This is a genomic window from Hyalangium sp. (assembly GCF_045802625.1).
GTDB lineage: Bacteria > Myxococcota > Myxococcia > Myxococcales > Myxococcaceae > Hyalangium.
Genome location: NZ_JBJMQP010000113.1, coordinates 62,492 through 85,095, shown reverse-complemented (window position 1 = coordinate 85,095; position 22,604 = coordinate 62,492). Strand labels below are relative to the sequence as shown.

Genomic DNA, 22,604 nt, shown 5'->3' with positions numbered 1-22,604 from the left:
CTGGGGGTGAGCCACCATGCCAGTCTTCGAGTACAGAGGTCTCAACACCACGGGCAAGACCGTCAAGGGTCTGCTCGAGGCGGACTCGCCGAAAACGCTGCGAGCCCAGCTCCGCAAGGACGGCATCTTCCTCACGGACGTGCTGGGCCAGGCCGAGGGCAGCCGCGGCGCGGTGATGAAGGGCGCGGGAGCCTCGCTGGCCGCGCGCGACATCGATCTGCGCAAGCTGGCCGGCGGGCGCATCAACACGGATGACGTCGCCATCACCACGCGCCAGCTCGCCACGCTGCTGGGCGCGGGCGTCACCCTGGTGGAGTCCCTCACCGCGCTGGTGGACCAGGTGGAGAAGGAGCGCCTCAAGCGCGTGCTGTCGGACGTGAAGCAGCGCGTGAACGAGGGCTCGTCGCTGGCGGATGCGCTGGCGCAGCACCAGAAGATCTTCGGCTCGCTCTACGTGAACATGGTGCGCGCGGGCGAGGCCTCGGGCGCGCTGGACACGGTGCTGTTGCGCCTGGCGGACTTCACCGAGAGCCAGGCCAAGCTGCGGCAGAAGATCGTCGGCACCATGCTCTACCCCGCCATCATGATGGTGGTGGGCGGCGGCGTGCTGGTGCTGATGATGACGGTGGTCGTCCCCAAGGTGACGAAGATCTTCGAGTCCATGAAGGCCACCCTGCCCTGGACCACGCGGCTGCTCATCGCCAGCAGCAACCTGCTGCAGGACTGGTGGTTCATCATCTTCCCGGTGGCCTTCGTCTCCATCTTCACGCTGGTGACGTACTTCCGCAGCCCCGCCGGCAAGCCCAAGTGGGACCGGTTCGCGCTGCGGGCCCCTATCTTCGGCAGCCTGGTGCGGCTGCTGGCCATCTCCCGCTTCGCGCGCACCCTGGCCACGCTGCTCAAGAGCGGCGTGCCGCTGCTGGCCGCCATGGACATCGTCCGGGCCGTCATCACCAACTCGGTGCTGGCGGACGTGGTGGAGAAGGCGCGCGACTCCATCCGCGAGGGCGAGAGCATCGCCAACCCGCTCAAGCGCTCGGGCCAGTTCCCGCCGCTCGTGTACCACATGGTCTCCATTGGTGAGCGCTCGGGCCAGCTCGAGGACATGCTCATGTCCGTGGCGGACAACTACGAGGCGCAGGTGAATGTGCGCATTGGCGCCCTCACCTCGCTGATGGAGCCCATCCTCATCGTGATGATGGGCGTGGTGATTGCATTCGTAGCCTTCTCGATCCTGATGCCGATTCTGCAGGTGAACTCGGTCATCCATTAGAGAGAGGCACGGCGATGAACGACACGCTCGACCGGTGGATCCAACGCGTCACCTTGGCGGCGATGGTCGCCCTGGCGGCGGCGCTGCTGGCCGTGGGGGTGTCGCTCTACGCCTCGGACTCCGAGGCGCATGAGCCGGCCGCTTCGGCCACCCACAGCGTGCCCTGACATAAACGACCCAGCGGGGCTCTCGGGCCCTGCCAGAAAGTCAATCCAGAGGAAGAAACGATGGACACGACGACGATGAAGAAGAAGCAGCAGCGCCGCCGCAACCGGGGCATGACCCTGATCGAGATCATGGTGGTGATCACCATCCTCGGGCTGATTGCCGCGGCGGTGGGCGTGGCGGTGATTCCTCAGCTCAACCAGGCCCGCCGCGACCGCGCGGAGCTGGACATCAAGAACATCCAGAACGCGCTCAAGCTCTACTACACGAAGAAGGGCAACTACCCGGACACGGCCACGGGCCTCAAGGGCCTGGTGGACATGCAGGCCCTGGAGCAGATCCCCAAGGATCCCTGGAACAACGACTACGTCTACATGAACGAGGGCGGCAAGCCCGTCATCGTCTCCTACGGCGCGGACGGCACCTCCGGCGGCGAGGGCAATGACGCGGACATCTCGTCCAAGGATCTGAACTCCGGCAACGCCAAATCGAAGTAGCCCTGCCCGGGACACGAGGACCTGAATCCATGACGACCACCCCCGCTACCTCCCAGAGCCCCGCGATGGCGGCGCGTCCCTCCCGGACGGGGCGGGTCGTGGTCGCCGTCGCGTGCCTGCTCGCCACGGCGCTGGCCTTCGTGGTGGCGTACGTCACCACGGACCACACGCTGAGCCCCAACCAGCGCAGGGCCATGGAGCGGATCCGGCGCCTGGAGACCGTCTTCAAGGACTACCAGCGCGTCATGGGCAGGTTCCCCACGGAGCAGGAGGGGTTCACTCCGCTCATCCAGGCGCAGGCGGTGGACGGGGTCCCCATGGATCCGTGGGGCCACCCGTACGTGTACCAGTTCAACAACCAGCACACGGGCGTGATCTCCTACGGCGCGGACGGCGCGCCCGGCGGCCAGGGCGAGGACGCGGACATCACCAGCGGTGGAATCATGAGGGTCCGGCAATGAGACACACCGCTGCGCTCCACGCTCGCCGCTCCCAACGCGGCCTGACGCTCATCGAGATCTGCATCGCGCTGCTGATCGTCGCGGTGCTCTTCTCCGCGGTGGTGTCCGGCGTGGGCGCCGTCACCGGGACCAAGGCCAAGGCGTCGGCCGCGGAGCTGGCGGGCGTCATCCGCTCGCTCTACGACACGGCCGCGCTCTCGGGGAAGACGTGCCGGCTGGTGTTCGAGATCGCCGGCCCCAAGAGCGAGGAGCGCACGCGCTACCACGCCGAGTGCGCCGAGAGCGGCGTCACCACCTCCAGGGATCGAGACACCGCGATCCGGGACGAGAACCAGGCGCGGGACGATGAGAGGCGCCAGGGCAGGGACTCGCGCCACAACTTCAACCAGAGCAACAGCGGCGGGGCGCCCAGCCTGCAGGACTTGATGGATCAGGAGCAGCACCGCGTGGAGCAGTCGGCGAAGTTCGCCAGCTACACCGGCGAGGAGGTCGCCGCACGCGAGCTGCCTGGCAGCGTGTCCGTCTCCGTGTGGACGCGCCAGCAGAAGACGGCGGTGGATCAGGGCGTGGCCTATCTCTACTTCTTCCCCCAGGGCTACACGGAGAAGGCGCAGGTGTACGTGCGCCAGGGGGACAACGTGTGGACGCTCGTCGTCTCGCCGCTCACCGGCAAGGTGAACGTCGTGGCGGAGGAGCTGGAGGTGCCTCGCTCATGAGAACCCGGAACCGAGGCTTCACGCTGCTGGAGACGGTCGTCGCGCTCGCCATCCTGGCGCTGGCGCTGATGGCGATCTTCGATCTGAACTCCGGCGCCGTCGCCAACCACGTCTACACCAAGCACCTCACGGTGGCCGCGCTCCTGGCCCGCTCGAAGATGACGGACCTGGAGCAGAAGCTCTACGACGAGGGCTTCTCCACCGATGACGCGGAGGACTCCGGCGACTTCTCCGCCGAGGGTTGGCCCGGCTTCAAGTGGCGCGCGAAGATCATCGCGCCCAAGACGGACGGCGTCTCGCCGGACCAGCTCATTGGCGCCATCTTCAACCTGCCCATCGGCGAGATGGGCGGAGACCTGGGCGGCCTGTCCTCGCTCTTCGGTGGCGAGAGCGGCTCGGGGGGCAAGGACGGCAAGAGCGGCCCAGCCTCCGCGGCCGGTGGCATGGGCGGCATGGCAGCCATGGCGCAGCCCATGTTCAAGCAGATGGTCGATCAGCTCACCCAGGCCGTGCGCGAGGTGCACCTCACCGTCACCTGGAAGGAAGGCAAGCTGGTGGAGAGCATGGACGTGGTGACGCACGTGGTGTCGCTCGGCCCGGGCTCGGATCGCAACGGAGGCGCCGCAGCGGCCGCCGCGGCGGCCACCGGCCAGCAGCCGCCGGACACGGCCAACCAGTGGGTGAATCCGCAGACGGGCATGATCGTCTCCAACCCCATCCCCGGCCCCAACGGCCAGATGCTGGATCCGACGACGCGCCAGCCGCTGATGAACCGCCTGCAGTGGCTGAACCAGATGAACAACCCGGGTGGCGGCAAGACCGGGGGCATCATCCCGCCGGGCGGTGGCGGCATCTTCAACCCTGGCGGAAAGGTCCCCCAATGAAGCGCTCGCTTCGTGGCTTCACGTTGATGGAGGTCATGGTCGCCGTGGCGATCACCGCCCTGATGGGCACGATCGTGGCCATGGCCTTCCAGACGGGCTTCCGCGCCAAGGAGGTGGTGGAGGGCGAGGCGGAGCACTACCGCATGGTGCGCGTGGCGCTCAACCGCATGGCGCGGGAGATCGGCTCGGCCTTCGTGAGCGACCGGTACGATCCCAAGCGCTACCGGGACCAGAACGACCGGCCCACCAACTTCGTCGGCGAGAAGGAGCGCCTGCTCTTCACCACGTTCGCGCACCAGCGGCTGTACACGGACTCGAAGGAGTCGGATCAGGCGGTGGTGGAGTACTTCGTGGAGTCCTCCACGGAGAAGGGCGCCCGGGGCCGCCCGGATCTGAAGCGGCGGGTGAACCCCAACATCGGCGAGCGGATGGATCGCGGCGGCACCACGGACGTGCTCTTCGAGGGCGTGAAGAAGCTGGAGTTCGAGTACTGGGACTCGGAGCGCAAGGAGTGGACCGACGACTGGGACACCCGCCGCCCCGAGCGCAAGTCCTTCCTGCCCACGCGGGTGCGGATCACCGTGGTGGCGCTGGACGAGAATGGCAAAGAGGCGCGTTACACCACCCAGGCCCGCATCATGCTCAACACGGAGCTGCCGAGGTTCTAATGCGCAAGTTCTTCTCACAGTCAGCCCGGCGCCGCTCCGCCCGCCCCCTCTCGCCCGCCCAGCGCAACAGGCGCTCGCGCGGCGTGGCGCTCATCATCGCCATCCTCGCCATCAGCGTGCTCACCGTGGTGGCCACCGAGTTCGCCTACAACACGCGGGTGGACTTGCAGCTGGCGGCCAACCAGCGGGACGAGGTGCGGGCCTATTACATGGCGCGCTCCGGCATGGCCCTCGGGCGCCTGCTGCTGCGCTTCCAGAAGCAGGTGGACAGCACGCCCCTGCCCAACCTGGGCGGCCTGCTCCAGCAGCTCACCGGCGGCGGCGCGCAGGGCGCCAGCGCGCAGGCCCCCGCCTCGTCGCTCAACATCCAGCTCTGGAAGCTGGCGCGCGTGGACTGCCACATGCTGAAGGGGCTGGTGAAGAGCGACACCGGCAAGGGAGACGGGAAGGAAGCGCCGCCTCCTCCCAAGGACGAGAAGTTCGAGATGGACGACGAGAAGGAGGGCGCGGCCATGGAGAACCAGCCAATGAAGCGCTCCTTCGGAGGCTTCGAGGGCTGCTTCCTGGCCACCATCAGCGACGAGGAGGAGAAGCTCAACGTCCACCGTCTGGCTTCGCTGGCCACGGATGCGGGGCCCACCGCGGCGCGCATGATGGACATGTTCAGCGACAAGCGCTTCGAGTTCCTCTTCAACCGGGACGACGCCAACCGCGTCCGCGTCACGCCGCAGGACGTGGTGATCGCGCTCAAGGACTGGGTGGACGAGGACGAGGTGCAGTCGGCCATCAACCTGGCGGATCCGGTGAACCCGTTCGCCTCCGGCTTCTCGCCCGAGAACAGCAACTACGATCGCTTCGACCCGCGCTACGAGGCGAAGAACGCGCGCTTCGACAGCCTGGACGAGCTGTACCGGGTGCACGGGGTGACGGACATGTTCATGGCCGCCTTCAAGGACCGGCTCACGGTGTACCCGGACGTGAACTCGCGGCCCAACATCAACACGGATGATCCGATGATGATGTACATGGCCATCCTCTCCGTGTCGGACCCGGCGCACCCGGACCCGCGGATCAAGGATCCCGTGTTCATCAACGAGCTGATCACCCGCATCCGCTCGGCGCGCATGTTCAGCTTCTTCGGGATGTCCGTGCAGGACTTCGTCACCGTGGTGGAGGCCGCGGGCATCCAAGTCAACCCGGCCATCAAGGCCAACGCGGCCAGCAACCGGCTCGTGGGTGACAAGAGCCAGACGTTCACCATCAAGTCTGTGGGAGAGGCGGGCAGCGTGCAGAAGACGCTCACCGCCGTGGTCAAGCTGGATGACTCGCTTGGCAAGCTCCTGTACTGGAGAGAGGAATAAAGATGGCCCGGATTCTTGGCCTCGATCTCGGCAGCTACTCCGTCAAGGGCATCCTGTTCGAGACGAACATGCGCGGCCCGGCCACCAAGGCCTACGCCGAGGTGCGCCGCGCCGAGGGGGACCGCACGGAGACGCTGCGCGCCGCCGTGCACGAGCTGCTCACGCAGCACCCCATGCCCGCCGATCAAGTCATCGTCGCCCTGCCCGGGCCGACGCTGATGACGCACTCCTTCACCCTGCCCTTCGTTGATCCGAAGCGGCTCGAGGCCGCGCTGCCCTTCGAGGTGGAGAGCCAGCTGCCCTTCGATCTGGCGGACGCCGTGTTCGACTACCAGATCGTCAGCCAGAAGGAGAAGACGAGCAGCGACGTGCTGGTGGGCGTGGTGCGCAAGGAGGAGCTGACCTGGCTGATGGGGCTGCTCACCGAGCTCAAGCTGGATCCGCGCGTCATCACCCACCCGGGCGTGACGTACCAGAACCTCTTCCTCCAGGTGCCCACGGCCTTCGAGGCCATGGGCGAGGCGGACGCGGTGGCCCTGGTGGACATCGGCCACGAGCGCACCACGGTGGCCATTGGCCGTCCGGGCGTGGGCATGGAGTTCGCGCGCACCTTCCCCGGTGGCGGCAAGGACCTGACCCGGGCGCTGGCGGCCGAGTTCCAGACGCCGCTGGCCGAGGCCCACCAGTGGAAGGAGACGTACGGCGCCATGGCCAGCGCGGCCACGGCCCTGGGCCCGGACGCCGAGCGCGCCGCCGCGGCCTTCGTGCGCGGCCTGCAGCCGGTGCTGCGCGAGCTGCGCCCCTCCTTCAAGGCCTTCACCGCCCGCACCCGCAGGCATGTAGGCGGCCTGATGCTGTGCGGAGGCACCGCGCGGCTGAAGGGCATCGCCGAGCAGCTCGAGCGGGATCTGCACCTGCCCACGCGGGTGCTGGCCCTGCCGGCCGAGACGAGCTCCGTCGTCCCCGCGGAGGCGCAGCCCTCGGCGGCCCAGGTGTATGCGCTGGCGCTGCGCGGGCAGGCCTCGGGCTCCAAGGCGCCACGCTTCAACCTGCGCCGGGGCGAGTTCGCCTTCAAGGGCGACTTCGACTTCGTGAAGGACAAGGTCGGCCTGCTGGCCTCCTTCGGCGCCACGCTCCTGCTGCTGCTGATCGCCAGCGGAGTGGTGCGCAACTCGGTGCTCGCGCGCAACGAGGCCAAGGTGGACGCGGTGCTGTGCACCACCACCCAGCGCATCCTCGGCAGCTGCGAGAAGAACTATGACCGCGCGCTCAACATGCTCAAGGGCGTGGAGAGCCCCGCCTCCGCCCTGCCGAAGATGACCGCGGTGAACCTCCTGGCGGAGGTGACCCAGCGGATCCCCACCGAGGTGCCCGTGCAGTTGGATCGCATCCAGATCGATCTGGACCGCATCATCCTCCAGGGGCAGACGAACAGCTCCAAGGAGATCGACACCCTCACCACCGCGCTCAAGGGCCACCGCTGCTTCAAGGAGGTCAACCCGGGCAAGGTGGAGAAGACGCGCGACGGGCAGAAGGTGACGTTCCGCCTGGACATCCAGGTGCAGTGCCCTGACCAGACCGGCGCGGAGACCTGAGCCATGAACCCGATCCGGCAACTCCTCAATGATCTGCGGGCTCGCTTCGAGCAGCTCAGCACCCGCGAGCGGCGGCTGGTGATGGCCGCTGGCAGCGCGGTGCTGGTCTTCATCCTCTTCGTCACCCTGCTGTCCTTCTCCACCAGCGCCAACAGCTACCGCAAGCGCACCCAGGAGAAGCTGGCCAAGCTGCAGCAGGTGCAGCAGCTGGCCGACAGCTACAACCAGGCCACCGCGGCGCGCAACGCCGTGGAGCAGCAGCTCACCAACAGCGACGTGCGCCTGCTCAGCTACATCTCGGACAAGGCCACCGCCGCGGGGCTGGATGTGCCCAACATGACGCCCAAGGGCGAGGTGGGCATCGGGGATGGGAAGATCCTCGAGAGCAGCATGGAGCTGACCTTCACGGACGTGGATCTGCGCAAGCTCACGGACTTCCTGAAGTCCGTGGAGAGTGGGCCCGGCATCGTCAAGGTGAAGTACCTGCGCATCGAGCCGCGTCCGGCCTCCGACACCCTGACGGCGTGGGCCACCGTCGCCACCTACAAGCTGAAGCAGCAGCCGCAAGCGGCCCAGCCGCAGCAGTGACGCCATGGCCCCTCAGAGCAAAACCGCCCGTTGGAAGGTTGTCCTCGGCTACAGCGTCTTCTCGCTGCTGGCCCTCATTCTGTGCTTCTTCCTCACGTTCCCGTACGGCGCGCTGCGCTCGCGCATCGCCACCGAGGCGTTGAAGGCGGGCTACGTGGTGCGCATCGACTCGCTGCGGCCGGGCTTCATTGGCCTGACGGCCAGGGGCGTGCGCATCAGCCAGCCCTCCGCGCCGCTGAGCGCCGAGACCACCGCCGCGCTGACGAGCGGCGATCCGGACACGGCGCGCATGCTGGGGCCGGCCGAGGTGGGTGAGCCGTTCGTCATCGACTCGCTCTCGCTGCGCCCCACCCTCTTCCCGCTGGGAGCCTCGTTCCAGGCCCATGTCATGGGGGGAGAGGTGTCCGGCAACGCCGGGGCGCGCGGCAACCAGGTGCACCTGAAGCTGGACAAGCTGGATCCGTCCCAGGGCAACCTGAAGAACTTCACCGGGCTGGATCTGGAGGGCAACCTGAGCGGCACGCTGACGATCAACATGCCGGTGACGCCTGGCGCCAACGGGCGGCCGGGAGAGCCGGACCTGTCCCAGGCGGACGGGGAGCTGGCGCTCGACGGCCATGATCTGCTGCTCAAGGGGAGCGTGGAGGGCGCGGGCATTGCGAGCAAGGGCAGCCCCGTGACGTTGCTGTTCCCCGGGGGCCTGCCGCGCATCCCGGTAGGAGATCTGACGGCGCAGATCCGCTTCGAGAAGGGCCAGGGCACCGTGGACGCGCTGTCGCTCAAGAGCGATCAGCTGGAGATCAAGGGTAACGGCACGCTGAAGCTCAACAAGCGCGTGCAGTACACCGAGCCGAACATGGACGTGAAGATCCGCGTCGAGCCGGAGCTGGTGAAGGCGCTGGGCACGGCCGGGCTGGGGCTCTCCATCCTCCCGCCGGACAAGGATGACCCGAAGTTCCGCGCGGGGCACCTGAGCGGCTCGCTGGGCCGGCTCACCTTCCTGCCCAAGCGCTGAGCTGGAGCAGCCGTGTGTACCAAGCGGCTGCCTGGCCTCTCCAACGACCCGGCGTACAGCCCGCGTGTCACCCGTGCGCGAAGAGAAGGCAGGCACTGGGAGTTGTGGGCATGTGCCTGTTTCGAATCGATTCCAAGCTCACGGCCCACCGCTCGCTCGGCTCCTGGCCTTCTGCGCGATGCTGCTCTGGACGGGATGTGCGAGCACATTGGCCCCGTTGCCGGACAAAGCTCCTGCTTCGCCCACGGGGAGGCTGCGCGTCATCTCCTATAACGTGCACCTCGGCGAAGCCCTGATTGATGAGCGGGGCGGAGGGTCCAGGTCGATGATCCAGGCGTTCCGGGACAACGCCACGCTCCGGGACGTCGACATCCTCGGTCTCCAGGAGCTGTGCTCGGATGAGGGCGGCTGGCAGATCGACTACTTCGCCAAGCTCATGCGTGCGTCCGGTGGCCCCTCCTACTCGGCCGTCGCCCTCGCCGATCCAGTCGGAAAGACGATGTGCGCCCGGGTCGAGGCCATCTTCAGCCGCCACCCCATCGTCGACTCCGGCGTCATCGAGCTGCCGAATGTCCGCCAGCCACGCTCCGCGGTATGGGCGGACATCGACGTGCCCTCCGCGGACGGGGCAGGCACCAGGCGCATCCGCGTCTACAACGCGCACCTGGAGAATCGCCCCGAACACATGCCCTGGGCGAAGGGACGGCTGCGGCAGACGCGGGCCATCCTCCAGCATCTGCAGGCGTGGCGCATCACCCACCCCGACACGCCGGTGCTCTTGCTGGGAGACCTGAACAGCCTCGGCCGCTACTGGGACTTCTGGCGCCAGGAGGCCTCCGTGACCGAAATCCAGCGCCAGGGGCTGGAGTCCTCGCTCAAGACATACAACCGCACGCTCACGCTGACTCCCCATCAGATCGACTGGATCTTCTTCCAGAAGCTCAAGCTGCACGGATCGCAGGTCGTGCACGTGTGGCTCTCCGACCATTTCCCAGTGGTGGCGGACTTCGAGCTGCCCGCGGCGCCTGGGAGTACTCGGGCAAGCGTGTCAGCGCCACCATAGGCCGCGCGGTACGGTGGCGTGCTCCTCCAAGGCTCCCCTCGCGGGAGGCACCACGCTGCGGTGGCACCTGGAGCAGGAATCGACCTCTCGGCGTCTCCATGAGGGTGGCTGGCGTTATGTCGTGTTGCAGGAGCAGAGCCTGCTCGGAGGGCTCTGCATCGACGGAGTGGCCTACGTCGACAGCTCACGTCGGAAATGTCGGGAGTTTTAAAGCTCAAAACCCCCGACATTTCCGACCAGCGGGCCAGCGGACAGGGCCGACCGGGCTCTCGGTGCTCCAGCGACGCGCCTGGGCTCAGAACCTCTTGATGCTCACGAGGTTGGCCGGGCCCGCGCCATTGCTCATATACGCGATCTGGCTGCCGTCGGAGTTCACGTACAGGTGCCAGTCGTTCGGCGAGGTCTGCAGGGTGAAGTGCTTGCTCTTCCCCGTCGTTCCGTCCGGGCGATCCACCGACTGGTGCAGGCCCCAGCGCACCTTGATCGTCGAGGAGGAGCCCGATGCGTCCTGGAGCACCTTCTTGGCCGCGGCGGCCTGGGCCCCCTGGAAGTCGAGCTTCTTCAGGTTCTGCACCGTGGTGTCGATGATCTTCTGCAACTCCGCCGCGGTCTTCACCGTGAAGAAGTCGTCGCCAACGACATAGTGGTTGGCTGGCAGGGGCGTCGGGCCCGGAGGGGCGTGGGCGTTGGGTGCGTGGCTGGAGATGAAGGTGCTCCGGTCATGGCATCCCTGTCCGAGAACGATAGGCATGGGTACACTCCTTGGTGTGCATGAAGGCGATGGGACTCGGAGGCAACGACGAGCCTCCGAACAAGAAGACGTGCACACGCAGCAGTTGTGATGCCCCCATGGGCGCTCGAGCCCGCCACCGCCGTGGAGGGGCATCCTCCCCAAGCCCTGAGCCGAAGCGAGAGGGATAAAGACTCGATATTCCAGAGTGGGGCTTCACTTCCAGACACGGGCCCGGCACCGGAGGGCAGCGTGTGGCGGCTGGAGTGCCGGAGCCGCGGCGAAATCCGTCGTCATCCGCACTCCGGCTCGTCCCCGCTGACAGCCTGCCGGCGCCCGGCGAGTGCACCAATTTATTCCGATACCCCGCCGAGGAGCCCTGGAGACGCTCGATGAGACGGTTCCCGCTCGACTTCCTACCCGCCGCGATTCTCCTGCTGGGAGGACTCGCCGCGCATGCGAGCCCGCCCGCGGATGCGCCGCTCGCCCAGCCAGCCCATTCCCCATCGTGTCCCGACTGCGAGGTCGAACCGAAGTTCTGGCGCGGGGCCGGGGAGCTGCTCTTGGTCCAGCTCATCCCCTCGACGATCAACATCACCGTGCGCGATGCCGAGTGGGCGAAGGTCAACCCTTCGAGCTGGGCCACCAACCTCGAGAACCCCTGGCAGTGGGACAACGACCGTTTCCTCAACAACCAGTTCAGCCATCCGTACCACGGCAGCCTCTACTTCAACTCCGCGCGCGCCAACGGCTACGACTTCTGGCGCTCCGCTCCCTGGACCTTCGCGGGCAGCCTGATGTGGGAGCTCTTCGGTGAGCGGTGGGCCCCTGCTCCCAATGACTTCTGGAACACCAGCCTGGGTGGCATCACCCTGGGCGAGACGCTGTGGCGCGTGTCCTCGCTGGTGCTGGACAATCAGGCGGAGGGCTCCGAGCGCGTGGTGCGCGAGGTGGTCGCCGGCCTGCTCAACCCGGTGCGCGGCTTCAACCGCCTGGTGGACGGGCACGCCTGGCGCTACTCGGAGAACCCGCTGGGGTTCCGGCCCAGCCGCATCCTCGGGGTGCTGGACGTGGGCTATGGCTCCACCACCGGCACCACCCTGGAGCAGAAGGCGGTCAAGCAGAGCACCGCATTGCTCGCCGGAGAGATGGTCTATGGCGACCCCGTCGAGGATCTCGGCGGTGCGCCCTTCTCCACCTTCGACGCGCGGCTGTGGCTCATGTCCAAGCAGGAGGGCGCGCACCGCTTCGCGCTGCTGCAGTCGCGAGGGAGCCTGGCCGCCTGGCAGCTGACGAAGAGCGGGCCGGTCGGGCACCAGCTGGCTGCCTTCATCACCTACGACTACCTCTCCTCGCCCTCGCTCGATTACGGCGGGCAGGGCTTCGCCTTCGGGCCCGTGTCGCGCTGGGGGAACTTCTCGGACTTCCGCATCGAGAGCGAGCTGCTCTTCACGCCCATGCCCATCGCCGCCGTCCGCTCCGACTACTTCGTCTCCCAGGAGGGGCGCGACTACGACTTTGGCCTGGCCCTGGGGGGGAGGGCCGAGCTGCGGGCCTCGTGGACGAACCGGGCGCGGCTGCGTGCCACGGCCCGCTACCTCTGGGAGCCGGTGCTGAGCGGCTTCAACGGCAACCACCAGCTGATGACGGTGGATGTCGAGGCGCGCTTCTTCGCCATCGGGCAGGTCGGGCTGGGCGCCGCGGCCACGTGGTTGTTCCGCCAGAGCCGGTACGACGCCTTTCCGGACGTGAGCCAGAGCGGCAGGCAGATTCGCCTGTTCGTCTCGGTCGCGGGGCCGAGGTGGATGCCATGAAGCGCACGGTGCTCGGGGGTCTGGTGCTGCTCGCCGCGGCCAGTGCCGCCTGCCAGGACATCATCTTCAAGACACTGGGGACGGAGAACGCGGTGAGCGTCGAGAACACGCCGGGCACGCTCCGCTTCCAAGCCTCCAACCTGGACAACGTGCACGACGAGGTCGACATCGACTGGGAGAATCCCGAAGGCCGGGCCGCGATCGCGCATCGCAGCTTCGTGCCCCACGGCCAGGTGGTGGTGACGGTGTCCGACGCGGCGGGAGTGCTGCTCTACTCGACGCCCGCGGAGTACCAGTTGGACAACCAGACTCAAGCCGGCCAGCCGGGCACATGGCACGTGCGCTTCCAGTTCTTCGGGGCGCGCGGGCGGGTGGACGTCTCGCTCACGGCGCTCGCGGGCGAGGGCGACCCGGAGCTGGTGCCGCCCCTGCCTCCGCAGCCGTCGCCCTAGGGGATCCGCCGGGCGTTGCTCGGGGAGCTTGAACCTACCCCTGGCAGCACAGGAGACCTTCCCTACCCATAAAGTTGCCTCGCGCATTGCCCAGCGTATGTATAAGCCTCCTGTCCCTCATGGAGGCCGGCATGCCGGAGTTGGTGTTCTTTCGACGTGGCGCGGAAGTGCTCAGGTTCGCGGTGGACAAGGAGCGGGTGGTGCTCGGCCGCGGCGAGCGGTGCGACGTCGTCATCCCCGATCCGGAGGTCAGCCGGCAGCACGTGGCGCTCATCTATGACGGGAAGAGCTGCAAGCTGGAGGATCTGTCCGGCAAGGGCACCCTCGTGGCCGACAAGCTGATGAGCCACGGCGAGCTGCCGGACGGAGTGGATCTCTCCCTGGGCCAGTGGCGCGCCGTGTTCCGCGAGCGCAGCAGCTCGGACAGCGAGGGGCCCACCGGCGTGGGCCGCCGCACGGATATCCAGGAGCGGCCCCGGGAGCCGGGGGAGTCGCAGCCCGCCCAGGTGCGCGTGAAGCAGGGCGACACCGAGCTGATCCACGAGATCTCCGGGGAGACCTTCATCATCGGCAAGGATCCGTCCAACGCCATGGTCATCCAGGATCGGTTCATCTCCAACCGGCACCTCAAGGTGACGCGCAAGGACGGCCTCTTCCACGTGGTGGACTTGAACTCCACCAACGGCACCTTCCTGGGTGGCATGCGCGTCTTCGAGGTGGAGGTCCCCCTGAACACCGTGCTGCGCGTGGGCGAGACGGAGCTCATCCTCGAGCCGCTGTCGCGAGGCCGGCAGGAGTCGGCCTTCCACGGCCTCATCGGCAATGATCCGTCCGTGCGGAACCTCATCGAGCTCATCGAGCGCGTGGCGCCCTCCCCCGCCTCGGTGGCGATCCTCGGCGAGTCCGGCACCGGCAAGGAGCTGGTGGCCAAGGCGCTGCACACCTGCTCCACTCGCGCGGACAAGCCCTTCATCCCCATCAACTGCGCCGCCATCTCCAAGGAGCTGATCGAGAGCGAGCTGTTCGGCCACGAGAAGGGCGCCTTCACCGGAGCCCAGTTCCAGCGCCGAGGCGCCTTCGAGGAGGCCGACGGAGGCACCCTCTTCCTGGACGAGGTCGGCGAGCTGCCGTTGGATCTCCAGGCCAAGCTGCTGCGCGCGCTGGAGAGCGGAGAGATCAAGCGCGTGGGCTCCAGCCGCCCCACCCACGTGGACGTGCGAGTCATCGCCGCGACGAACCGGGATCTGCTGGCCCACGCGCGTGAAGGCAAGTTCCGCGAGGATCTGTACTACCGGCTCTGCGTCATCCCCCTGCTGCTCCCGCCGCTGCGCAACCGGCAGGGAGATCTCTCGGTGCTGGCCGAACACTTCGTGCGCACGTACGCGCCGCGAGGGCAGTCGGTGAAGCTCACCCAGGCCGCCGTGGAGAAGCTCCGGAAGCACTCCTGGCCGGGCAACATCCGCGAGCTGCGCAACGTGGTGCACCGCGCCCTGCTGCTGCGCAAGGGTCCCCGCATCGAAGTAGACGACATCTCCTTTGATCAGGAGTACAGCCGCGGCGCGGTGGGCGCCTTCACCCTCACCTTCGACTTCCCCGGGGGCATCGGCCTCGACGAGATGATGGAGCTGGTGCAGCGGCAGATCGTCGCGACCACCCTCCGCCGCTACCAGAACAACCGGGACCGGACGGCCAAGGAGCTGGGCCTGGCACGCTCCACCCTCTTCAAGCGTCTGAGGGATTGGGGCTTCACGAAGAGCGACGAGGAGCCGGAGTAAGCCGCTCACCGACATCACGCACCGCGCCACGGCCAGAGATCCTTTGAGCCCTTCGTGCGTTTCATGCCCCAAGCCCCTTATGCGGGGGCCACAGGAGGCATGTCATGGTTGCCGGTGTCGCCGGGCTACCCCCCATCTCACAGCTCTACCTCCAGCATCGTACACGGGCCTTGGCCATCGCGCGGCGGATCGTCGGAGACGCGGATGACGCGGAGGATGTAGTGCAGGACGTGTTCACGCGGCTGGCCCGCAAGCCCGAGGGCTTCCGCGGGCGAGCGGCGTGGACCACATGGCTGCACCGGGTGATGGTGAACAGCAGCATCAACTGGCTGCGGGCGCGCAAGCGCCGCGAGCGGCTGAGCCACGAGCCGCAGGAGCCCACCTCTCCGGAGGCGCAGGCCGCGGGCGAGGAGATGCAGCGGCACTTCGGCGCCGCGCTGAACGAGGTCAGCGAGCTGCAGCGCCAGGTGCTCTGGCTGCGCGAGGTGCGCGGCTTCAGCTACCCGGAGATCGCCCAGGTGCTGCGCATCCCCGAGGGCACGGTGAAGAGCTCGCTGCACCGAGGGCGCGTGCGCGCGCTCGAGGTGCTGGAGGAGCGCGGCCAGCGCCCGTGAGCGCGGAGTGGGCCTCATCCTGTCCGTCACTCATCCTCCCAGTGACGGATGTTCGTCCTGGCGGAAGTGTGGGAGTTTCCTCAGCACTCGTCGGGAGGCCTCATGGCACGCGCCGCGAAAAACCCGCTGAAGCTCAACGTAGCCTCTCCCTGCTCCGAGCGCTGGGAGAACATGAAGGGTGACGATCGGGTCCGCCACTGCGCGAGCTGCAAGCTCAACGTGTACAACCTGCACGAGATGACGATGTCCGAGGTCGAGCAGCTGCTCCGCCAGCCCAATGGGCGGCTCTGCGCGCGGATCTACCAGCGCAAGGACGGCACGGTGATCACGGCCGACTGCCCGGTGGGCCTGCGCAAGGTCCGGATGCGCATGGCCTCGGGGGTGCTCGCCACCGTGGCCTTCGTCGCCGCCATCTTCGCCACCGTGGTCCAGGTCAGCGCCCCCGGAGGGCTCTCCGGGTTCTGGGCGCGCCAGGTCCGCTACAAGGAAGAGGCGCAGCAGTGGCCCGTGGTGGGCCCCGCGGCCGACACTCTCCGCGGCCACCAGATCAAAGGGGGAGCCGTGGCGTCGGAGGACTCGTCCTACTGAGCGCGCCCCCTCGCGAAGGCGCGCCCCCCTGCCTGGGTGTCACGGCGGAGGAATGGTCACCGGGACGCTGGCGGTGTTGTTGTCGAGCGTCTGTTCCTGGAAGGCCCGCGCCGGATTGAGCGTGACCTGGAGGCGGTAGTCGCCCGGGGCCACGTCCGTGATGTCCAGCCACTGGCAGTCGAGCGTGTTGCCGTAGAGATCCGACCAGCCACGCTGAATGCCCTGGTTGTCACAGGTGAACTGCTTGGAGCACGCCACCTGGGGGCCTTCGGCGACGCGCTCGGTGTCCTCCATGCAGTAGGCCTGCTTGCGGCCGGTGAGCACCGTGTGCCCCTTCAGGTCCAGCAGGGCGTACGAGGCAAAGCCGCTGAAGTGGAAGTGCCCGTGGCAGGGGGAGAACGTGAAGAGGTCGGGCCGGTTGGCTGGAGGCGGCACGGTGAGGGTCGCGCTGCCCTGGTTCAGCGCCTCCACGCTGAAGCGCAGCACCCGGCGCTCCCCCGTGCCCGTCACGCAGTTCTCCACCTTCGCGCACGAGTTGTCGGTGACGTAGATGGTGTCGAAGAGCATCTCGTCCCGCAGCCGCTTCTCGTCCACCACCAGGTCCGGCAGGGGCTCGTCGACCTTGTGGCAGGTGCAGTCCGTGCCGCAGAACTCCGACGCGCCGCAGGCCGGCGAGCACGTGGGGCGCAGGTGATCGCAGTCCGGGAAGGTGTCGCACTTGCCGGTGGCCAGGACGCACAGCGTCTCTCCCGGGCAGAAGCCACACTGCCCTCCGCACCCGTCATCCCCGCACTCCTTCCCGTCACAGCTGGGGAAGCAGGGGCTGGGCAAGCATCGCCCCTTCACACAGGTCTGAGCGTCGCCACAGACGCCGCAGTTGCCGCCGCAGCCGTCACTGCCGCCGCAGTACACGCCATCACACTTGGGGACGCAGCCGTCCTTGGCGAAGCGGACGCTCAGCGTGAAGGGGCCCGACTGGGACGAGTCGAAGCCGTCGACAATCAGGTAGTAGGTCCCCGGGTCCAGCGCCACGGTGATGCGCGAGCCGTAGTTGCCCGGAGGCGACGAGTCGTCACTGCACGCGACCGTCTTCGCCGGAGTGTCATCGAGGCAGTCGGCCACGCCATCCGCGGTGCGCTTCTTGCGGAGGTGAAGCACGGTGTCATAGCCGGAAGAGCGCGCCTCCAGGCCGAGCCGCTCGGTGAGGGTGAAGGTGTACACGGTCTCCACCGCGGTGCTGGTGCTGTTGCAGGAGGGCACCACCTGGTGGATCCCTCCGGAGCTGTCACCTTCGATGGTGTGGTCGCCGAGGGCTGGGACACCGTCCGCCAGGAGCGGCAGCGGAGAGCGGCAGGTCCCCGGCTGCGTCTCGGGCTTGCACTGGAAGAGGGCCTGCGCGCAGCCCTGGCCTGCAGCACAGGTGCCGCACTCGCCTCCGCACCCGTCGTCGCCGCACTGCTTGCCCGTGCAATCGGGGGCGCAGGTCGCGCCACAGATCGCGCACTCGCCGGACGGGGTGTGATGACAGGCCTGCCGCTGCTCGTCGCAGGCGTCCGTGGTGCACGCTGTGCCGTCATCGCACGGGGGCGGCCCCGCGACGCACTCGCCGTTGGCGAAGCGCTCCTCGCCGTTGCAGAAGATGCCGTCGGAGCAGGTCACCTCCACCTGAGCTTCCACGGCGCTCTCGAAGGCGGTGCCCTTGTGCCGAGGCGTCCATTTCAACGAGTGGAGCCCAGGCTGAGCCGGCGCGGTAGCCTTCCCCTCGAAGGAGGCCATCTCCCCAGGCTTCGTCTCCTTCGCGAGCTCCAGCGTGCCACTCCACTCGGGCGTGTCCGTGAGGGCCAGCTTCACCTGCCCGGTCTTCCACGTCGCGGTGCCATCGTTCCGCAGTGCCAGGGACAGCGTCCCGCTTCCCCCAGGGCTCAGGCGCGCCAGAGCGGGAGGCTCCGGCATGGTGGCGACGTAGGTCCCATCGTCATCACAGCCGCTCAACAGGCCCAGGCATGCGACTGCTCCCAGGAAGCACAGGATCTTGTTCACGAAGTCCCCCCAGTGGGTTTTCCCCAGGTATCGCTCGGAGGCGGGGCCTTTGTCACGGGGGGTACAAGCCTGACAGCCTCTCCGTGAGCGCGGCGCGGGCTGATACGCTGAGGCCATGCGCATGGCACCCGCCCAGATCTCACCTCCCCCGAGCGCCGAACAGACCGGGAACGCTCGCACCCTCATCGTCAGGCTGTTGGGCAATCTGGAGAAGGCCATCCGCGGCAAGCGCGAGGCCCTGGAGCTGGTCCTCTGCTGCGTCGCCGCGGGCGGACATGTGCTGCTGGAGGACGTGCCCGGCACCGGGAAGACCACGCTGGCCAAGGCCTTGGCGCTCAGCATCGGTGGGGCGTTCAAGCGGGTTCAGTTCACGCCGGACCTGCTGCCCACCGACATCGTCGGCACGTCCCTCTTCAATCCCCAGGATGGCACCTTCCGGTTCAAGGCCGGCCCGATCTTCGCGAACGTGCTGATCGCCGATGAGATCAACCGGGCCTCCCCGCGCACCCAGTCCGCGCTGCTGGAGGGGCTCTCCGAGCAGCAGGTGACGGTGGATGGAGAGACACGCTCGCTGCCCTCGCCCTTCCTGTGCATCGCCACCCAGAACCCGGTGGAGTTCCACGGCACCTATCCGTTGCCGGAGGCCTCGCTGGATCGCTTCGCAGCCCAGCTCTCGCTCGGCTATCCCCCCGAGGCCGAGGAGCGCGCCCTGATCACCGAGCAGCGCGGCCCCCAGCCCGTGGGTCAGCTCGAGACGGTGTGCACGCTGGAGGAGATCGTCGCGCTGCAACGAGCGGTGGAGGAGGTGCGGATGGAGGGCTCCGTGGCGGACTACCTGCTGCGCGTCATTCACGCCACGCGGAGCCACGCCAGCGTCCGGCTCGGAGTGTCCACGCGCGGGGCGCTCGTCTACGGCCGCATGGCCCGGGCCCGAGCGCTCGCCAACGGCCGTGACTTCGTGCTGCCCGAGGACCTCAAGGCCCTGGCCGTCCCCGTGCTGACCCACCGGCTGGTGCTGGATACCCGCGCCCGCTACGCCGGCACCGACAAGCAGGCGCTCACCCGGGACATCGTCTCCGCTGTCCCCCTGCCCCGCTAGGCGCTCGCCATGGCTCGCCGCCGACGCTGGTCCTTCTTCATGCCCCCGGAGGAGCACCGCTTCATCCGGTTCCTGAACGATCGTTACCGCTCGTGGCTCACGCCGCTCGGGCAGGCCATGCTGTGGGCCGCGGGAGCCGCGGGGCTGATGATGCTCTGGGGGCTCCAGCCGGCGATCGTCTTCTTCTCCTTCTGCGCCGGAGTGCTGCTGGTGGGGCTCTCGGCCGGACTGCCCTTCCGGCCCCGGCTCACGCTCTCCCGGCGCCTGCCGCCTCCGGTGTCCGCGGGCGACACCCTGCTCTATCGCGTGGTGGTCGAGAACCGAACCCGGAGGCCCGCTCGCAAGGTGGTGGTGGAGGAGCGCAACCTGCCTCCGGAGCTGAAGCCCGTGGGTGAGCCTCCCGTGATCGAGGCACTCGGGCCCGGCGAGCGGGCCGAGGTGAGCCTGTCGCTGGCCTGCGCCACACGTGGGGCCTACGAGCTGCCGTGGCTCCAGGCCTCCAGCTTCTTTCCCTCCGCGCTGGTGAAGTGGCCGCGCCGCGCGCCGGGCAAGGAGCGGCTCCTGGTGTACCCGCGCTTCACTCCGCTGGCGCGCTTCGATGTGCCCCATGGCCGCAACTACCAGCCGGGCGGCATCCCCATCGCCTCCAGCGTGGGCGAGTCCACCGAGCTGGCCGGCACTCGCGAGTGGCGCGAGGGCGACCGCACCCGGGACATCCACTGGCCCTCGCTGGCGAGGACCGGCCGGCTCGTGGTGAAGGAGTACCAGGAGGAGTACTTCGTCCGGCTCGCCATGGTGCTGGACGTGGAGTCGCGCAGCGTCAGCGATGACGCGCTCTTCGAGCGCAGCCTCTCTTTGGCCGCGGGCATCGCCGACGTGCTCGCGCGCCAGGAGTACATCATCGACATCTTCGCCGCCGGCTCGCAGGTGTTTCACTTCCAGGCGGGCCGCGCGCTGGCGCACTTCGAGCACATCCTGGAGATCCTCGCCTGCCTCGAGGCGGAGGATCGGCTGGACATGAACGCGCTGGAGGCGGTGCTGCTGCCCGAGGCTCGCAAGCTCTCCGCGGTCGTCCTGGTGATGATGGACTGGGATGAGGCGCGAGCCGAGCTGATCCGCAAGCTGAAGGCGCACGGGGTGGCCGTGAGGGTGCTCTCGGTGCGGCCCGATCGCAGGCCCGAGGGGCTCGCCCCCGACGAAGTGGTGGAGCTGCCATGAGCGAGACGCCCGCCCATGTCTCCCGCCTGGAGCGAGGAGCGGAGCTGCTGCCGGTGTTCGCCGCGCTGGCCCTGCACGCGCTGTCCCATGACCGCTGGCTGCTGTGCGTCCCCGCCGCGGTGCTGCTGGCCGTCCTGGTGAGCCTCGGCAGGAAGTTCACGCACTCGTCCCGGCTGCTGCTGATCGCGGGCATCATCGGAGGCGCTGTGGGTACGGCGCTGACGCCGTTCTGGCCCGTGCCAGGTCCGATTCCTCCCCTCGTCATGGGGCCGCTGAGCGGCGCCCTGGTGGGGCTCACCACCATCTGTGCCCTCTCGGGGCGGCAGACCTACGCCATCACCTATGCCCTGCTGCTGTCGGCGCTCAGCGCGGCGGTCCGTGGCTCCGGCGCGGTGTACGTGGGGCTGGCGCTCGTGGCCGCGAGCCTCGTGGTGGTCGCGTTCGTCCGGGGGCGCATGGGGCGGGCGGGGCTGGTGGGAGCGCTCGGCTTTGGCGCCTTCGTGCTGCTGGTGGTGGGAGCTTCCTTCGGGGTGTTTCGCTTCGTGCTCGCGAGCGAGGGCGTGTTGTCGTCGACGCTCATGAGGATGGTCGAGAACGTCCCTCGCATGCCAGGCGCGGCCCTGCAGTCAGAGGTCAATCTCTATCGCATGGGACATATGCCGAAGACGGGCCGGCTCCTCATGGAGCTGAGGGGTGACCGCCCGGAGCGGCTGCGGACGACGGTGTTCGACACGTTCGATGGGACGAGCTGGGCCACTTCCCGCACGCTCACCCAGGCCCTCCTGACGCTGACGCCTCCCAAGCCAGACGAGCCGCTGCGCTCCACCGAGCTCACCCTGCTGGAGTCCCTGCGCCCCTACCTCCCCGCTCCCGCCGGGGTCCGCGCGGTCCGGGGCCTGGCGCCCACGGTCCTCGGAGGCTGGATGCTCCGAGCGGACGGGAAGCAAGGGACCACCCTCACCCTGCTCCACGAGCAGCGCGAGCAGCTTCCCCCGGAGCCGCCTCCGGATGGCTCGCTCACGGCGCTGCCCGAGGAGCTCCGAGCCGAGCTGCGCCCGCTGGCGCTGGAGCTCACGCGAGGCGCCGCCACGCCGCGGGCCCGGGCCGAGGCCTTGGAGCAGTGGTTCCGTGAGCACTTCGAGTACTCGCTCTCGGTGGACCTCAACGGACAGGGCAGCCCCCTGGCCGTGCTCATCCGCGAGCGGCGACCCGCGTGGTGCATCTACTTCGCGGGCGCGATGGCGGCGCTCCTGCGCAGCCTGGACATCCCGGCGCGCATGGCCGGAGGTTTCGTCCCCCAGGAGAAGAACCCCTTCTCGAAGGCCTTCCTGATCCGCGAGCAGGACGCTCACGCCTGGGTGGAGGTCTATCTCCCGGAGGAAGGGCGCTTCGTCGCCTTCGATCCAACTCCCTGGCGGAGCCGCGAGGCCCTCCAGGAGCAGCAACGCATGAGCACCTGGGCCGCCGCATGGCAGGCGTTCACCTCCACGCTTCGCCGGTGGACCTCGCGCCTCTTGGATGCGCCCTTGGAGGTTCTGTCCGATGTGGCGAGCTTCCCGTTGACCTGGCTGGCCGTGGCCGCTGGCGTCGCGTGGCGCCTGTTCCGGCGATACAGGCGCGGACGAGATCCCCGGACTCGCCACGCCATGCGTGGAGCGGATCCGGGACTGGAGACGGCCTACGCACGCTACCTCCGCGCGATGAAGCGAGGAGCGGGCCTCGTCCCGGCTCCCACCGAGACCGATGAGGAGTTGCTCAGCCGCCTGCGCGCCGCTCGGGGAGAGCGCGCCGGAGCCCTGGCCGAGGAGTTCATCACCCGCTACCGCCGAGCCCGCTATGGAGGCGGCCCCGCCGATCCCGCCTCACTCGGGAAGCTCACCACGGAGCTCGAACACCACCTCCGTCAGGACCCGTGAGCCGTGCCGCCCCTGCTTCCTCGGCTGCTCTCTAGCCAGCCCCGGAGGTGCGGCTAGACTGGAGACAATGGA

The 22,604-nt window shown here is 68.3% G+C and carries 22 protein-coding genes; 20 read left to right on the top strand and 2 right to left on the bottom strand.

The annotated features are described in order from the left end of the window. Positions 1-16 precede the first annotated feature (16 nt). The 12 genes from gspF (at position 17) to ACJ8AT_RS20985 (ending at position 10,286) form a co-directional block, all read left to right on the top strand. Positions 17-1,273, top strand: coding sequence for a type II secretion system inner membrane protein GspF (gspF, locus tag ACJ8AT_RS21040; RefSeq protein ID WP_407739570.1), 1,257 nt, complete (start codon positions 17-19; stop codon positions 1,271-1,273). A gap of 14 nt (positions 1,274-1,287) precedes the next feature. Then, the gene (locus tag ACJ8AT_RS21035) at positions 1,288-1,440 is read left to right on the top strand and encodes a hypothetical protein (protein ID WP_407739569.1); all 153 of its coding nucleotides are present in this window, start codon (positions 1,288-1,290) and stop codon (positions 1,438-1,440) included. Positions 1,441-1,500: 60 nt separating this feature from the next. After that, positions 1,501-1,935 (top strand): type II secretion system major pseudopilin GspG, encoded by a 435-nt coding sequence (gene gspG, locus ACJ8AT_RS21030; protein WP_407739568.1) that lies wholly within the window; start codon positions 1,501-1,503, stop codon positions 1,933-1,935. 29 nt (positions 1,936-1,964) lie between these two features. Continuing rightward, a complete protein-coding gene (locus ACJ8AT_RS21025) occupies positions 1,965-2,396 on the top strand; it encodes a type II secretion system protein GspG (protein WP_407739567.1) in 432 nt (143 codons plus the stop codon). Further along, on the top strand, positions 2,393-3,112 hold the full coding sequence (locus tag ACJ8AT_RS21020; protein ID WP_407739566.1) for a Tfp pilus assembly protein FimT/FimU: 720 nt from the start codon (positions 2,393-2,395) through the stop codon (positions 3,110-3,112). The genes ACJ8AT_RS21025 and ACJ8AT_RS21020 overlap by 4 nt, the downstream gene beginning before the upstream one ends. Next, complete coding sequence (locus ACJ8AT_RS21015) at positions 3,109-3,996, top strand: prepilin-type N-terminal cleavage/methylation domain-containing protein (protein WP_407739565.1); 888 nt, start codon at positions 3,109-3,111, stop codon at positions 3,994-3,996. The genes ACJ8AT_RS21020 and ACJ8AT_RS21015 overlap by 4 nt, the downstream gene beginning before the upstream one ends. Then, the gene (locus ACJ8AT_RS21010) at positions 3,993-4,664 is read left to right on the top strand and encodes a type II secretion system protein GspJ (protein WP_407739564.1); all 672 of its coding nucleotides are present in this window, start codon (positions 3,993-3,995) and stop codon (positions 4,662-4,664) included. The genes ACJ8AT_RS21015 and ACJ8AT_RS21010 overlap by 4 nt, the downstream gene beginning before the upstream one ends. Next, positions 4,664-6,025 (top strand): general secretion pathway protein GspK, encoded by a 1,362-nt coding sequence (locus ACJ8AT_RS21005; protein WP_407739563.1) that lies wholly within the window; start codon positions 4,664-4,666, stop codon positions 6,023-6,025. Before ACJ8AT_RS21010 ends, ACJ8AT_RS21005 begins: the two co-directional genes overlap by 1 nt. Positions 6,026-6,027: 2 nt before the next feature. Further along, a complete protein-coding gene (gene pilM, locus ACJ8AT_RS21000; RefSeq protein WP_407739562.1) occupies positions 6,028-7,620 on the top strand; it encodes a pilus assembly protein PilM in 1,593 nt (530 codons plus the stop codon). A 3-nt stretch (positions 7,621-7,623) separates the two neighbouring features. After that, positions 7,624-8,208, top strand: a complete 585-nt coding sequence (gene gspM, locus ACJ8AT_RS20995) for a type II secretion system protein GspM (protein ID WP_407739561.1) — start codon at positions 7,624-7,626, stop codon at positions 8,206-8,208. A gap of 4 nt (positions 8,209-8,212) precedes the next feature. Beyond that, entirely contained in the window at positions 8,213-9,223 is a 1,011-nt protein-coding gene (gene gspN, locus ACJ8AT_RS20990; RefSeq protein ID WP_407739560.1) for a type II secretion system protein GspN, read from the top strand. Between the two features lie 178 nt (positions 9,224-9,401). Continuing rightward, positions 9,402-10,286, top strand: coding sequence for an endonuclease/exonuclease/phosphatase family protein (locus ACJ8AT_RS20985; protein WP_407739559.1), 885 nt, complete (start codon positions 9,402-9,404; stop codon positions 10,284-10,286). Positions 10,287-10,581: 295 nt separating this feature from the next. Here the strand turns inward: ACJ8AT_RS20985 and ACJ8AT_RS20980 are convergent, their stop codons facing one another. Beyond that, positions 10,582-11,037, bottom strand: a complete 456-nt coding sequence (locus tag ACJ8AT_RS20980) for a hypothetical protein (protein WP_407739558.1) — start codon at positions 11,035-11,037, stop codon at positions 10,582-10,584. 371 nt (positions 11,038-11,408) lie between these two features. On the opposite strand from ACJ8AT_RS20980, the gene ACJ8AT_RS20975 reads away from it, so the two are divergent. The 5 genes from ACJ8AT_RS20975 to ACJ8AT_RS20955 all read left to right on the top strand — a co-directional run bounded on the left by ACJ8AT_RS20975 (position 11,409) and on the right by ACJ8AT_RS20955 (position 16,259). After that, the gene (locus ACJ8AT_RS20975) at positions 11,409-12,830 is read left to right on the top strand and encodes a DUF3943 domain-containing protein (RefSeq protein WP_407739557.1); all 1,422 of its coding nucleotides are present in this window, start codon (positions 11,409-11,411) and stop codon (positions 12,828-12,830) included. Beyond that, the gene (locus ACJ8AT_RS20970) at positions 12,827-13,282 is read left to right on the top strand and encodes a hypothetical protein (protein ID WP_407739556.1); all 456 of its coding nucleotides are present in this window, start codon (positions 12,827-12,829) and stop codon (positions 13,280-13,282) included. Before ACJ8AT_RS20975 ends, ACJ8AT_RS20970 begins: the two co-directional genes overlap by 4 nt. Positions 13,283-13,413: 131 nt before the next feature. Continuing rightward, complete coding sequence (locus tag ACJ8AT_RS20965) at positions 13,414-15,057, top strand: sigma 54-interacting transcriptional regulator (RefSeq protein ID WP_407739555.1); 1,644 nt, start codon at positions 13,414-13,416, stop codon at positions 15,055-15,057. Between the two features lie 104 nt (positions 15,058-15,161). Beyond that, positions 15,162-15,671: an RNA polymerase sigma factor gene (locus tag ACJ8AT_RS20960; protein WP_407739554.1), complete on the top strand. Its 510-nt coding sequence runs from the start codon at positions 15,162-15,164 to the stop codon at positions 15,669-15,671. Between the two features lie 102 nt (positions 15,672-15,773). Continuing rightward, on the top strand, positions 15,774-16,259 hold the full coding sequence (locus tag ACJ8AT_RS20955) for a hypothetical protein (protein WP_407739553.1): 486 nt from the start codon (positions 15,774-15,776) through the stop codon (positions 16,257-16,259). Positions 16,260-16,298: 39 nt separating this feature from the next. Here the strand turns inward: ACJ8AT_RS20955 and ACJ8AT_RS20950 are convergent, their stop codons facing one another. Then, positions 16,299-18,299: a lysyl oxidase family protein gene (locus tag ACJ8AT_RS20950; RefSeq protein ID WP_407739552.1), complete on the bottom strand. Its 2,001-nt coding sequence runs from the start codon at positions 18,297-18,299 to the stop codon at positions 16,299-16,301. Positions 18,300-18,414: 115 nt separating this feature from the next. Between ACJ8AT_RS20950 and ACJ8AT_RS20945 the strand changes: the two genes are divergently transcribed. From ACJ8AT_RS20945 to ACJ8AT_RS20935, 3 genes are read left to right on the top strand one after another with little or no spacing between them, the layout of a single operon-like run. Then, positions 18,415-19,398, top strand: coding sequence for an AAA family ATPase (locus ACJ8AT_RS20945; RefSeq protein WP_407739551.1), 984 nt, complete (start codon positions 18,415-18,417; stop codon positions 19,396-19,398). A 9-nt stretch (positions 19,399-19,407) separates the two neighbouring features. After that, positions 19,408-20,616, top strand: a complete 1,209-nt coding sequence (locus tag ACJ8AT_RS20940; protein ID WP_407739550.1) for a DUF58 domain-containing protein — start codon at positions 19,408-19,410, stop codon at positions 20,614-20,616. Further along, complete coding sequence (locus tag ACJ8AT_RS20935; protein WP_407739549.1) at positions 20,613-22,532, top strand: DUF3488 and DUF4129 domain-containing transglutaminase family protein; 1,920 nt, start codon at positions 20,613-20,615, stop codon at positions 22,530-22,532. Before ACJ8AT_RS20940 ends, ACJ8AT_RS20935 begins: the two co-directional genes overlap by 4 nt. Positions 22,533-22,604: the final 72 nt, after the last annotated feature.